Source organism: Streptomyces sp. NPDC056503 (genome assembly GCF_042794995.1).
GTDB lineage: Bacteria > Actinomycetota > Actinomycetes > Streptomycetales > Streptomycetaceae > Streptomyces.
The window spans coordinates 24,977-36,959 of record NZ_JBHTST010000038.1; the positions used below are offsets into that span (position 1 = coordinate 24,977).

General features: G+C 75.8%; 10 protein-coding genes. 5 read left to right on the top strand and 5 right to left on the bottom strand.

Translation table 11 applies throughout. The features are described 5' to 3' along the window. Window positions 1–86: 86 nt before the first annotated feature. Window positions 87–371: a heavy-metal-associated domain-containing protein gene (locus tag ACFQ8C_RS14350; RefSeq protein WP_383456391.1), complete on the bottom strand. Its 285-nt coding sequence runs from the start codon at window positions 369–371 to the stop codon at window positions 87–89. 240 nt (window positions 372–611) lie between these two features. On the opposite strand from ACFQ8C_RS14350, the gene ACFQ8C_RS14355 reads away from it, so the two are divergent. From ACFQ8C_RS14355 to ACFQ8C_RS14365, 3 genes are all read left to right on the top strand, one after another. Next, a complete protein-coding gene (locus tag ACFQ8C_RS14355; protein ID WP_383456393.1) occupies window positions 612–1,601 on the top strand; it encodes a hypothetical protein in 990 nt (329 codons plus the stop codon). Window positions 1,602–1,652: 51 nt separating this feature from the next. Further along, window positions 1,653–2,354 carry a copper homeostasis protein CutC gene (locus ACFQ8C_RS14360; RefSeq protein ID WP_383456394.1) on the top strand — a complete coding sequence of 234 codons (702 nt, stop codon included), beginning with the start codon at window positions 1,653–1,655 and terminating at the stop codon, window positions 2,352–2,354. A gap of 79 nt (window positions 2,355–2,433) precedes the next feature. Further along, window positions 2,434–3,345, top strand: coding sequence for an aminoglycoside phosphotransferase family protein (locus ACFQ8C_RS14365; RefSeq protein WP_383456397.1), 912 nt, complete (start codon window positions 2,434–2,436; stop codon window positions 3,343–3,345). A 50-nt stretch (window positions 3,346–3,395) separates the two neighbouring features. On the opposite strand, the gene ACFQ8C_RS14370 is transcribed toward ACFQ8C_RS14365, so the two are convergent. Continuing rightward, window positions 3,396–5,435, bottom strand: a complete 2,040-nt coding sequence (locus ACFQ8C_RS14370) for a HelD family protein (RefSeq protein ID WP_383456399.1) — start codon at window positions 5,433–5,435, stop codon at window positions 3,396–3,398. 270 nt (window positions 5,436–5,705) lie between these two features. Here ACFQ8C_RS14370 and ACFQ8C_RS14375 point away from each other — a divergent pair, with 270 nt between their 5' ends. Further along, window positions 5,706–5,948 carry a hypothetical protein gene (locus ACFQ8C_RS14375; RefSeq protein ID WP_383456402.1) on the top strand — a complete coding sequence of 81 codons (243 nt, stop codon included), beginning with the start codon at window positions 5,706–5,708 and terminating at the stop codon, window positions 5,946–5,948. Here the strand turns inward: ACFQ8C_RS14375 and ACFQ8C_RS14380 are convergent. The 3 genes from ACFQ8C_RS14380 to ACFQ8C_RS14390 are packed head-to-tail and all read right to left on the bottom strand — an operon-like array spanning window position 5,909 to window position 10,720. After that, window positions 5,909–7,546 carry a DNA repair helicase XPB gene (locus ACFQ8C_RS14380; RefSeq protein WP_383456405.1) on the bottom strand — a complete coding sequence of 546 codons (1,638 nt, stop codon included), beginning with the start codon at window positions 7,544–7,546 and terminating at the stop codon, window positions 5,909–5,911. The genes ACFQ8C_RS14375 and ACFQ8C_RS14380 overlap by 40 nt on opposite strands. Before the next feature lie 43 nt (window positions 7,547–7,589). Further along, window positions 7,590–7,973, bottom strand: a complete 384-nt coding sequence (locus ACFQ8C_RS14385; protein ID WP_383456408.1) for a glyoxalase — start codon at window positions 7,971–7,973, stop codon at window positions 7,590–7,592. 50 nt (window positions 7,974–8,023) lie between these two features. Continuing rightward, a complete protein-coding gene (locus ACFQ8C_RS14390; RefSeq protein ID WP_383456410.1) occupies window positions 8,024–10,720 on the bottom strand; it encodes a helicase-associated domain-containing protein in 2,697 nt (898 codons plus the stop codon). Window positions 10,721–10,796: 76 nt separating this feature from the next. Here ACFQ8C_RS14390 and ACFQ8C_RS14395 point away from each other — a divergent pair, with 76 nt between their 5' ends. Beyond that, window positions 10,797–11,819 (top strand): hypothetical protein, encoded by a 1,023-nt coding sequence (locus tag ACFQ8C_RS14395; RefSeq protein ID WP_383456413.1) that lies wholly within the window; start codon window positions 10,797–10,799, stop codon window positions 11,817–11,819. Window positions 11,820–11,983 lie beyond the last annotated feature (164 nt).

Below are 11,983 nucleotides of genomic sequence, written 5' to 3' on the forward strand. Positions count from 1 at the left end.
TTCCTGCTCCTCGGTGTGGCGGGTCGGGGGGCCGGGGCCCGGGCGGGGGATCGGTCGGGCCCCGGCGGCCTGGGGGGCGCCGGTGGTCAGGCGCGGCCGGTCAGCTCGTAGCCCGCGTCGTCGATCGCGGCGCCGACGGCGGCGTCGTCGGGCGCGCCGTCCGTGGTGACGGTCACCAGGCCGCCGTCGACGTCGACGTCGACGGAGAGGACGCCCTCCAGCGCGCCGACGGACCGGGTGATCGCGGTCCTGCAGTGGCCGCAGGTCATGCCCGAGACGGCGTAGACGGTGCTGGTGGCGTCGGCGACGGCGACCGCGGTGGTCGTGCCGGTGGTCGAGCAGCTGTGGTCGGGGGTGCAGCAGGAACCCATGTCGTCCTCCATCGTGCGTCCGGTGGACCGGATACCCTCGGGGGGTATCGGCGGTGTGGGTCCATGTATACCCCCCCGTGGTATCCGACGCAAGTGTCGACCCGACTTGACTTGATACCCCCCAGGGGTATGGTGAAGTGCAGAGAACAGAGGAACGCCCCCGAGAAGACCCCCAGGGGCGCCCTCGGGAACACCCCCCAGGGGCACCCCGAGGCGCCCCCGCGATCAGGGAGAGCAGCCATGAACACCGGAGTGAGGATCACCGCCTTCGCCGCCGCGCTCGCCGCGACCTTCGGCACCGCGTACGGGGTGGGGAAGGGCGTCGGCCCGGTGGACGGGCCCGCGAAGGCGGAGCACGGCGACCACGCCACCGCCACCCCCGCGCCCACCGCCTCCGCCGGCGGCCACGAGGGCCACGAGGAGGCCGACCCCTCCGCGGCCCCCGCCACCGCCGGGCTCCCCGGCGGCCTCCAGGTCTCCGACGGCGGCTACACCCTCGCCCTGGAGACCCCGACCCCGCCCGTCGGCCGCAGCACCCTGACGTTCTCCATCCGGGACGCCACCGGGAAGAAGGTCACCGCCTTCGCCACCGAACACGACAAGGAGCTGCACTTCATCGTCGCCTCGCGCGACCTGACGGTCTTCCGCCACCTCCACCCCGAGAAGGCGGCCGACGGCACCTGGACCGTCGAGGCCGACCTGCCGGCCGCCGGCGGCTACAAGGCCTTCGCCGACTTCAAGCCCGCCGCGAAGGGCGCGAAGGCCCTCACGCTCGGCGTCGACCTCGGCGTCCCCGGCGCCTACGCCCCCGAGCCGCTCCCCGCCGCCGCGCCCACCGCCACGGTCGACGGCTACCAGGTCCGCCTCGGCGGCACCCTGGACCCCGGCAAGGCCGGTGAGCTGCGCCTCACCGTCTCCAAGGACGGCGAGCCGGTCACCGACCTGGAGCCGTACCTCGGCGCGTACGGCCACCTGGTCGCCCTCCGTCAGGGCGACCTCGCCTACCTCCACGTCCACCCGAACGAGGGCGGCCCCGGCCCCGACGTCTCCTTCACCGCCACCGCGCCGAGCCCCGGCACGTACCGCCTCTTCCTCGACTTCCGGCACGAGGGCGAGGTCCGCACCGCCGCCTTCACCGTGAAGGCCGGCGCCCCGGCGACGCCCCCGGCGCCGGCCGCGACCCCCTCGGAGACGGCCGAGCACGGTGCGGGCGGTCACGCGCACGGCTAGTCTGGTCATTGGACTAGACCTGTAGCCGTCATTCATGGAGGAATGGGCGCAATGAGCAACCGTGCTGTCCTGGAGGTGATCGCCCTCGACGAGCAGGACGCGGTCGCCGCCCAGACCGGGGGCGCCGACCGCCTCGAACTCGTCACCGACATGGCGGCGGACGGCCTCACCCCGTCGACGGCCACCTTCACGGCCATCCGCCGCGCCGTCGACATCCCGCTCCGCGTGATGCTCCGCCTGGCGGACGGCTTCGCGGCCGGGAACCCCGAGGAACTCGACGCGCTCGTGGCGCGGACCGCCGACCTCCGCGCCGCCGGCGCCGACGAGTTCGTCCTCGGCTTCCTCACCGCCGACGGCGAACCCGACCTGGTCGCCGTCGAACGGCTCGTCGCCGTCCTCGACGGCGCCCGCTGGACCTTCCACCGGGCCATCGACCGCGCCGCCGACCGCGACGGCCTCCGCAAGCGCCTCGCCGACCTCCCCGGCCTCGACACCTACCTCACGGCCGGTGCCGCCGGCGGCGTCGACGACGGCCTGCCCGTCCTGGAGGCGGAGGCCGCCCGCGCCGGCGAACCCGGCTACGAACCCCAGATCCTCGTCGGCGGCGGCCTCCGCCTCGACCACCTCCCGCGCCTGCGCGCCGCCGGCCTCACCGCCTTCCACATCGGCGGCGCCGCCCGGCCCCGGGGCTGGGCCGCCCCCGTCTCCCCGGACGCCGTCCGCACCTGGCGCGAGGTGCTGGACACGCCGTGACGGACCGGCCGCCGGGCCCGCGCCCGGCCGGGGCCGAAAAGCCGGTGCGGCGGTGCTGCCCCCTCGCTAGCCTCCCCGCATGGCGGACGCATCCCACGGCATCGACGAAGCGCTGGTACGACGGCTGATCGGAGCCCAGTTCCCGCACTGGGCGGGCCTCGACGTACGACAGGTGGCCTCGGCCGGCACGGACAACGCGATGTTCCGGCTCGGCGACGAGCTCGTCGTACGGCTGCCGAAGGCGGAGTGGGCGGCCGGGCAGATCGAGAAGGAGCAGCGCTGGCTGCCCCGGCTCGCGCCCGGGCTGCCGCTGCCCGTGCCGGTGCCCGTCGGGGCCGGCGCCCCGGGGGAGGGGTTCGGGGAGCCCTGGGGGGTGTACGCGTGGCTGGACGGCGCCGACGCCTGGGCCGAACCCGTCACCGATCCCGCCCACGCCGCCGAGGAGTTGGGGCGGTTCGGGGTCGCCCTGCGGGCGGCCGACGCCACCGGCGGGCCCCGGTCCTTCCGGGGCGGCGCCGTCACCGAGTGGGAGGGCGGCGCCCTGCCGTCCGCCGTCGCCGGGCTCGCCGCCGCCGGACTCCTCGACGCGCGCGCCGCGCTCGACGCCTGGGAGCGGGTCCTGGCGCTCCCCGCCTGGGACCGCGCGCCGGTCTGGCTCCACGGCGACCTGCTCCCCGGGAACCTCCTCACCCGCGACGGCCGCCTGAGCGCGGTCATCGACTTCGGCGGCCTCGGCACCGGAGACCCCGCCGCGGACCTCCTCCCGGCCTGGACGCTCCTCACCGCGGCCACCCGCCCCCTCTTCCGCGCGGCCTCCGAGGTCGACGACGCGACGTGGGCCCGCGGCCGGGGCTGGGCCCTCTGCTGGGGCCTGGTCACCGACCACTACTACGGCGACCTGGGCGGCCCCGGCACCGCCCCGGCCCCGAACCCCGTCCTGGCCGCCGTGGCCCGCCGGGCCTGGACCGAAGCCCTCCCCGAATCCGGCTGACCCCGCGTGCGCCGGTCCGCCGCGGGGCGCGTTCCGCCGGGACGGCGTGGTTACCCGAGCGGGCTCAACCGGCCCGGCAGCGGTGCCGCGTGAACGATCGTCAGACCGGAGACCGCCCGGGTCAGGGCCACGTACAGGCGGCGCAGACCGGTGCGTTCGTCGGGCTCGCCGTCCACGACGGCCGCGGGCTCGTCGAGGACCACGTAGTCGTACTCCAGGCCCTTCGCGAGCGACGCCGGGACGAGCGTGAGCCGTGACGCGGCGGTGGTCTCCTGGCCGGGGGAGAGGTACGGCAGCCCCGCGGCCTCCAGCGCCTCCGCCAGCGGCGCGATCCGCGCGTCCGCGGCGATCAGGCCGATCGAGCCCTCGTGGGCGAGGGCGTCCACGCACGCGGAGAGCACCGCCGCGTCGGAGGGGGCGGCCGCCTCCCGGATCTCGAACGCGCCCGGGTTCTCCCGGACCGACTCCACCGGCGCCAGCCCCGGAGCCATGTGCGGGAGCAGCCGGGACGCGTACGCGATGACCTCGCTCGGCACGCGGAAGCCCGCGGTCAGCTCCTCCACGCGGGACTCCGGCTTGCCGAGGTGTTCCAGGGCGGTCCGCCAGCTCGCGGTGGCCCACGGCGTGGTGCCCTGCGCCAGGTCGCCGAGGATCGTCGCCGAACCGGTCGTGCAGCGCCGGCCCACCGCCCGGTACTGCATCGGGGACAGGTCCTGCGCCTCGTCGAGGACCACGTGTCCGAGGGAGTGCGTCCGCTCGACGAGGTCCGTCGTCTCGTCGATCAGCACCGCGTCCGCCGCCGACCACTTCGCGGTCCTCACGCTCCGCCCGGGCTTCGCCCAGAGCAGCAGCTTCTGCTCCTCCTCGCTCAGCACGCCCGCCGCGTGCTCCGCCAGGAACTCCGGGTCGCCGAGCAGCCGCAGCACCAGCTTCGCCGGATCGACCGGCGGCCAGCACTCCTTCACCGCGGCCTTCACCGCCGCGTTGCGCGCCACCGCGTTCTGCACGCGGTCGTCGGGCGCCTCGCCCGCCTGCTCCATCCGGACGAGCACCGCGTGCGCGATCCGCTGCGGCAGCGCCTCCCGGGCCGCCCCGTAGCGGATGTCACGCGCCGTCAGCTCCCGTACGATCTCCTCCAGTTCGTAGGCGGGGACGCGCCAGCGCCGCGAGCCGCGCACCACCATCAGCGGTTCCGTCGGCAGCGTCACGTGCGACCACACCGCCCGCCGCAGGACCTCCGCCATCCGGGCGTCGCCCTTCACGACCGCGGTCGCCGCCTCGTCCGTGCCCCGCACCTCCACGTGCGCGACGAGGTCGTCGACGGTGGCCTGCTTCACCTCCAGCTCGCCGAGGGCGGGGAGCACCTGCTCGATGTACTGGAGGAAGGACCGGTTCGGCCCGATGACGAGGGTGCCGGTGCGGGCCAGCCGCTCGCGGTGGGCGTACAGCAGGTAGGCGACGCGGTGCAGGCCGACGGCGGTCTTTCCGGTGCCGGGGCCTCCCTGCACACAGAGCGTGCCGGAGAGGTCGGAGCGGACGATCTCGTCCTGCTCGGGCTGGATCGTCGCCACGATGTCCCGCATGGGACCGACGCGCGGCCGCTCGATCTCCGCCTGGAGCAGCCGGCTGGTCCGTTCGAGCTCGGCGGGGTCGGAGAGGTGCTCGTCCTCGTACGCGGTGAGCTCGCCGCCCGTGTAGCCGAAGCGGCGGCGCAGCCCGACGTCCTGCGGGTCCTTCTTCGACGCCTGGTAGTACGGCTGGGAGACCGGCGCGCGCCAGTCGATGACCATGGGGTCGCCGTGCGCGTCGTGGACGTGCCGCCGCCCGATGTAGAAGCGCTGCCCGTGCTGGGTGGGGGGCAGGTAGTCGAGCCGGCCGAAGAAGAGCGGGGTGTGGGAGAGGTCCGCGAGCGCCTTGATGCGGTCCTCGATCTGCCGTTCCAGGACGATCGAGTTGACCCAGTTGGCGGTGACGTCCTTGATGTCCAGCGCCTCCACCTCCTCGCGCATCGCGCGCAGGGCGGCGCGGGAGGAGGAGAGGTGGGCCCGCTCGCGTACGAGCGGATCGTCGGTGGGCACGGCAGCGGACACGGGGGAGCCTCCGGTCGTTACTCGGATACACGGACACACGGATACGGACACACGGGTACGTCGATGTGGCCGCCGGTTTCCGACCGGGCGGCGGCGCGTTCCTCGTGCCGGCGCGGGCCGGGACGGGAGGCGGGGAAGCCGGTGAGTCTAACTCCGGGCGGGTGGCCCGGGCGAATCGGTTTCCCGTAGGGGCGGGATCCCCCGCAAGGGTGAGCCGGTGTCCGACCCCAGGCCGATGTGCCGCGAATGTCCGGATTCCAGAATGGAGTCATGAGCGCGACGACCTTCACCCTCGTGACCACCGTCCCCCGCCCCCGCCCGCGGCGTCTCGTGGCGGCCGTGCGGGCCTTCGGCTCCGCCGCCGTGGGCGTCGTCCTCCTCGGCGACCTCGGCGACGACCGGGGCCCGGGCGGCGCGGGCGTCCGGAACCCCCGCCCCGTGTACGCGCCGCCGCCGGGCCCGGACCGGGCTCCCTACGGCGCCAGCAGCTCGTCCGCGTCGACGATCCGGTAGGCGTAGCCCTGCTCGGCCAGGAAGCGCTGCCGGTGGGCGGCGAAGTCCTGGTCGATGGTGTCGCGGGCGACGACCGAGTAGAAGTGGGCCTGGTGGCCGTCGGCCTTCGGGCGGAGCACCCGGCCGAGGCGCTGGGCCTCCTCCTGGCGGGAGCCGAAGGTGCCGGACACCTGGATGGCGACCGTGGCCTCGGGCAGGTCGATCGAGAAGTTGGCGACCTTCGAGACGACGAGGACGTTGATCTCGCCGTTGCGGAAGGCGTCGAAGAGGCGCTCGCGCTCCTTGTTCGTCGTCTCGCCCTTGATGACGGGCGCGTCGAGGTGCGCGCCGAGCTCGTCGAGCTGGTCGATGTACTGGCCGATGACGAGGATCTGCTGCCCGGCGAACTTCCTCACCAGCGCCTCCGTCACCCGCCGCTTCGTCGCCGTCGTCGCGCAGAAGCGGTACTTCTCCTCCGCCTCGGCCGTCGCGTACGCGAGCCGTTCCGACTCCGTGAGGTTGACCCGGACCTCGACGCAGTCGGCGGGCGCGATGTACCCCTGCGCCTCGATCTCCTTCCACGGCGCGTCGAACCGCTTCGGTCCGATCAGCGAGAAGACGTCCGCCTCCTTGCCGTCCTCGCGGACCAGGGTCGCGGTCAGGCCGAGCCGGCGGCGGGCCTGGAGGTCGGCGGTGAACTTGAAGACCGGCGCGGGCAGCAGGTGCACCTCGTCGTAGACGATGAGGCCCCAGTCGCGGGAGTCGAAGAGCTCCAGGTGGGGGTAGACGCCCTTCCGCCGGGTCGTGAGGACCTGGTAGGTGGCGATGGTGACGGGCCGGATCTCCTTCTTCGTCCCGCTGTACTCGCCGATCTCGTCCTCGGTCAGCGAGGTCCGCTTCACCAGCTCGTTCTTCCACTGGCGGGCGGAGACGGTGTTGGTGACGAGGATCAGCGTCGTCGCCTTCGCCTTGGCCATCGCGCCCGCCCCGACCAGCGTCTTCCCGGCGCCGCAGGGCAGTACGACCACTCCGCTGCCGCCGTGCCAGAAACCTTCGACGGCGTGCTGCTGGTAGGGCCGCAGGCTCCAGCCGTCCTCGGCGAGCTCGATCGGGTGGGCCTCGCCGTCGACGTAGCCGGCGAGGTCCTCGGCGGGCCAGCCCAGCTTCAGCAGCGTCTGCTTGATCTGCCCGCGCTCGGAGGGGTGCACGACGACCGTGTCGGGGTCGATCCGCGCCCCGACCAGCGGCTGCACCCGCTTCGACCGCAGGATCTCCTCCAGCACCGGCCGGTCGGTGCTGGTGAGGACGAGCCCGTGCGCGGGGTGCTTGCTGAGGGTGAGGCGCCCGTAGCGGCCCATGGTCTCGGCGATGTCGACGAGCAGCGCGTGCGGCACCGGGTAGCGGGAGTACTCCACGAGCGCGTCCACGACCTGTTCGGCGTCGTGGCCGGCGGCCCGGGCGTTCCACAGTCCGAGCGGCGTCACCCGGTACGTGTGGATGTGCTCGGGTGCCCGCTCCAGCTCCGCGAAGGGCGCGATCGCCCGACGGCAGGCGTCGGCGAGCTCGTGGTCGACCTCCAGCAGCAGCGTCTTGTCGCTCTGGACGATCAGGCAGGACACACATACCTCCGCAGGCGGGTCGCGGCGAGGGAAACGTAGAAGTCTACCTCGGCTCCAGGAACTCCAGCCGGTTGCCGAGCCCGTCGTGGGTGTGGAAGCGGCGGTACCCGGGGAGGTCGTCGTCCCAGGTGACGGCCACGCCCCTGGCCTGGAGGCGGGCGGCGAGGGCGCGGACGCCGGTGACGAGGATCCCCGGATGCGCCTTCCGCGCGGGCCGGAAGTCCTCCTCGACCCCGAGGTGCACCTCGATCCCGCCGCCCCGGAACCAGCACCCGCCCCGGGCGGCGAGCACCGGCGGCTTCTCGACCTCCGCCATCCCGAGCACGTCGCCCCAGAACGCCCGGCAGGCGTCCTCGCCGCCCGGCGGGATGGAGAGCTGCACGTGGTGCAGGCCGGCCAGGGAGTATCCGGAGTCTTCTGCTGTCATGGCGCCCCCGCCTCGGAGATCCGCTATCTCTCTTGACGTCAAGATAAGTGCTAGACCTCCTCGTCCGCCAGCTCCGCGACCCCCGTGATCCGGTGCAGGGGATAGGTGCGGACCTCGTCGGCGGTGTGGTCGTAACCGGTGACGAAGCCGCCCTCCACCCGGACGGGCGCGATGACGCGCTGACTGGCCGCGCCCTCGGCGTTGACGTAGCCGATCCAGACGGCCGAGCCGGTGAGCGCGGCGGCCTGGACGGTGGCCAGGGTCTCCGCCGCGGAGGTGCGGGGGAGACCGCCGGTGGTGACGGGGACGGCGGGTTCCCTGCGTACGGCCGTGGCGGCGTGGTCACCGGCCCGGATGGCGCGGACCGCCGCCGTGAGCAGGGTGGTGTCGGGGGCCGGCGGACCGTCGGGGACGGGCGCCGGGGCCGAGCGGGGCGGGGTGCGGTAGGCGTCGGCGCGGGTGACGAGGACGTCGCCCTCCGCCGACTCGGCGGAGGGCGCGTACCCCATCGCGCGCAGCCCTTCGAGGAGCGAGGTCGGGTCCGCCTGCGCGGCCAGGACCGTCGGCGCGAGGCGGCGCAGCCGCAGGGCGGCGGAGCGGCGGTCGGCCAGGATCTCGCCGAGCAGCGCGTCGTCGTCGCAGCGGACGTACGCCGACGCCGCCCCGATCCGCAGGTGCCCGTGCCTCCGCGCCACGTCGTCGATGAGGTAGGCGAGGGGCTGCGGCACCGGGGTGCGCGCGTGCGCGGTGAGGAAGGCGTGCAGGTCGGAGGCGGAGCGGCCGGTGTCGAGCGCGCGCCGCACCGAACCGGGCGTGAAGCGGTAGACCGTCGCGCCCCCCTTCGACTCCACGTCCGCCAGGACCGCGAGCGCGTCGGCCAGCGGCCGGAGCAGCGGGCCGGGGGCGACGGCCGTCAGGTCGGCCTGGAGGAGGACGTGGTCGACGGCCTGCGGCAGCAGCGGCTCCAGGAGCTCCGCCGCGCGCTCCACCGCGACCTCCGGCTCGACCCCGCCGCCCGCCGCGCCCGGCCCGGCGGCCGTGTCGAGCGGCAGGTTGAGCAGGGCCCGCGCCGCCGTGGACAGCGCGCCGCGTCCGGTGACGCCGAGCAGTTCGGCGTCCCCGAGCGCCCAGTGGGCGAGACGTTCCCGCAGATCGGCCGAGGGCCGCGGGGCGGGGACGCCGGTCCCGGCGCCGCGGGCCGCTTCGGAGGCCCAGGGCCCGGCGACGCCGCCGTCGGCGACCGGACCCGCCCCGGAACCGCCCCCGGCCCCGGGGGCCGATCCCGCACCGGCACCCGCGCCCGCTCCTGCTCCCGTCCCGGCCGCCGCGCGCCCCGCCGTCGACGTCCCCCGCGTCGGGCGCTCCCAGCGCAGCCGGGCCAGCAGGCTCTCCGGATCGGCCGCCTCGCCCGGCGGCAGCGTCGCGAGGAGGGCGAGGACCCGGTGGCGTACCTCGGGCGCCGCCGCGCGGTCCAGGTCGGGGCCGAGCGCCGACAGCGCCCGGCCCTTCGCGTCCTGGCCGCCGACGAGCCCCGGGGTGCGGGTCGCCGCCAGCCAGGCGCCGACCAGCCGGGCCCAGCGCTCGGCCGGCGGCTGGTCGAGCCAGTCGTCGTACGCGGGCGTCGGCGCGTACCGCTCGTCCGCCTCGCCGTCCGAGGCCAGCAGCCCGGCCCCGTACGCCAGCTCCAGCCAGAAGGCCGCCACCGGCTCCGGCACGTCCAGCGCCGCCGCCGTCCGCTTCAGGTCCCGCACCGCGAGTCCGCCGGCCCGCAGCACCGCCGGGCCGCCGTGGTCCCAGGACTTCAGCAGCTCCTCGACGGTCGCCAGCGCCGCGTACGCCTGCCCGGCGGCGGCACTGTCCACAGCCTGGGGACGGTACGCGCGGGCCACCCCCACCTCCGGCGCGCGCGGCTCCGGCGCCCGGTGCGCCCGCCCGCCCCGCAGATGCAGCGCCACCTCGCGCGGCAGCACCATCGTGCGCGGCGACACCGGCAGCAGCAGCCCCCGGTCGCGCAGCCACCCCACCGGCGCCGTCGGCCGCGCCGTCACCTCGCCGTACGGCGGCCCCCACACCAGCCGGTCGAGCACGGAGAGGGCCTCCGGCGGAGCCGTGTCCAGCAGCGCCCCCATCCGCTCCCGGTCGGTGAAGAGCGCGGTCAGCGCGGCGACCGCCGACACCGGGTCGTGCGTCGACGGCAGCCCCGCCGTCGCCACGATCTCCTGCAACCGCCCCGGTGACATCCCCGCCGTCGCCTCCGCGACGGTCGGCCCGAGCCCGGTCGGCGACGGGTGCTGCGGCGACGGCGACAGCACCTCCCGCGCCGTCCGCACCAGCCGCAGCCGGTCGTCCTCGCCCCACAGCAGCGCCTGCTCGCGCAGCAGCGTCACCGCGCGCGGCAGCGCCGCCTCGATCTCCGGCTCCTCGCGCCCGCCGCTGAACAGTTCGAGCAGGACGGGGTACGGCGCCGGGTCGGGCGCCACCGCCAGCGCCTCCGCCACCTGGAGCGAGAACCGGTCGAGCCGCTCCAGGGCCCGCACCACCGACGCCCGCGTCCCGGCCCGGGTCGCCAGCTGCGTCAGATCGTTCGGCACCGGACCCAGCAGGTCGGGGCGGGACCGCAGCAGCGCGGTCAGCCCGTCGTCCCCGCGCGCCCGCAGCGCCTCGGCCAGCGTGCGCGGAGTCCCCGCGGTCCCACTCGGACGTCCCTCGGGCACGTGCGCCTCCCGGTCCAGCTCGCCGATCCCCATCCGCCCCACGTTATCCGCTGCACAGGCGCTACCGTCAGGACCGGGACGGCGTTCGGCCGGACGGTGGAGGGGCGGCGTGGGCATCGAGAGCGACCGGATGGTCTTCGACTACCTGAGCGAGGTCGGCGACCTGGCCCAGCAGCGGCACCTCCCGCCGGGCGACCGCACGGCCCTCGTCGCGGGCCTGCGCAACGAGATCGACCGCCGCCGCGCCACCCACGGCGAGGAGTCCCCCACCGCCGTCCGGGGCATCCTCGGCGACCTGGGGACACCGGACGAGGTCGTCACACGGGCGACGGGGAGGGACCCGGAACCGGAACCGGAACCGGAACCGCAGCCGCAGCCGCGGCCGGGCGGCCGGGCGGCCTGGTGGTCCGACGCCGAACCCGACGCGCCCGCCCGGCCCCCGGCGAAGTCCCCGAAGTCCCCGAAGTCCTCGAAGGCGTCCGCGCCGGTCCCGCCTCAGACCCCCGTGCCGCACCCCCGTTCAGGTGACGTCGAGCTCCCCGGCTGGTGGGGGGACGGCGCCGGCGCCGACGAGGAGCCGCACGTCCCCGGCTTCTTCGGCGGGGTCGAGGCGCCGGAGCTCTTCCGCCCGCCGGAGCCCGAGGAGGAGCCGGAGGAGGAGGGGCCCGCGCGGGAGACCGCCCCCGCGAGCCGGGTACGCCGCGCGGCCCGCCTGCTGCTCCGCCGCCGGCCGCCGCACGCGACGGAGGAGGCCGCCGAGCCGGAGGAGGGCGTCGCCCGGGTCGCGGCCCGCGGCTTCGCCCACCCCTTCCTGCTGCTCGCCGCCCTGCTGCTGGTCGCCGGCGCCGCGTTCGGCTGGCTGATCGCGCTGGCCCTCGGCTGGCTCGTCGCGTACGGCTCCCGCCGGCTGACCCCCGGCCAGGTGAAGACGGCCGTCTTCGTCCTCCCCGGTCTGGCGGCGGCGGGCGGCGTCGCCTGGCTCTGGGGCCGGGTGGAAGGCCGCTGGGGCGAGGCGGTGGCCGCCGGCGGCGAGGGCATGAGCCAGGCCGTGTCCGACACCTGGCCCTGGACCCTGAGGGCCGCCGCCCTCGCCTCCGCCGGCTACCTCCTGCTGCGCGCCCGCCGCGGATGACACGACGCCGGGCCGACCCGGCGTCCCACGGTGCGGTCGCCGGACCACCTGGCGCGGTGCCGCACTACCCGGCGTCCCACCGTGCGGTCGCCGGGTCGCCCCGGCGCGGTGCCGCACCACCCGGCGCTCCACGGCGCGGTGCCGCACCACCCGGCGTCCCACGG

Excerpts from the sequence above, each read along its gene's own strand:
- ACFQ8C_RS14350 (WP_383456391.1), bottom strand. The coding sequence starts at position 371 with ATGGGTTCCTGCTGCACCCCCGACCACAGCTGCTCGACCACCGGCACG.
- ACFQ8C_RS14355 (WP_383456393.1), top strand. The coding sequence starts at position 612 with ATGAACACCGGAGTGAGGATCACCGCCTTCGCCGCCGCGCTCGCCGCG.
- ACFQ8C_RS14360 (WP_383456394.1), top strand. The coding sequence starts at position 1,653 with ATGAGCAACCGTGCTGTCCTGGAGGTGATCGCCCTCGACGAGCAGGAC.
- ACFQ8C_RS14365 (WP_383456397.1), top strand. The coding sequence starts at position 2,434 with ATGGCGGACGCATCCCACGGCATCGACGAAGCGCTGGTACGACGGCTG.
- ACFQ8C_RS14375 (WP_383456402.1), top strand. The coding sequence starts at position 5,706 with ATGAGCGCGACGACCTTCACCCTCGTGACCACCGTCCCCCGCCCCCGC.
- ACFQ8C_RS14385 (WP_383456408.1), bottom strand. The coding sequence starts at position 7,973 with ATGACAGCAGAAGACTCCGGATACTCCCTGGCCGGCCTGCACCACGTG.
- ACFQ8C_RS14390 (WP_383456410.1), bottom strand. The coding sequence starts at position 10,720 with ATGGGGATCGGCGAGCTGGACCGGGAGGCGCACGTGCCCGAGGGACGT.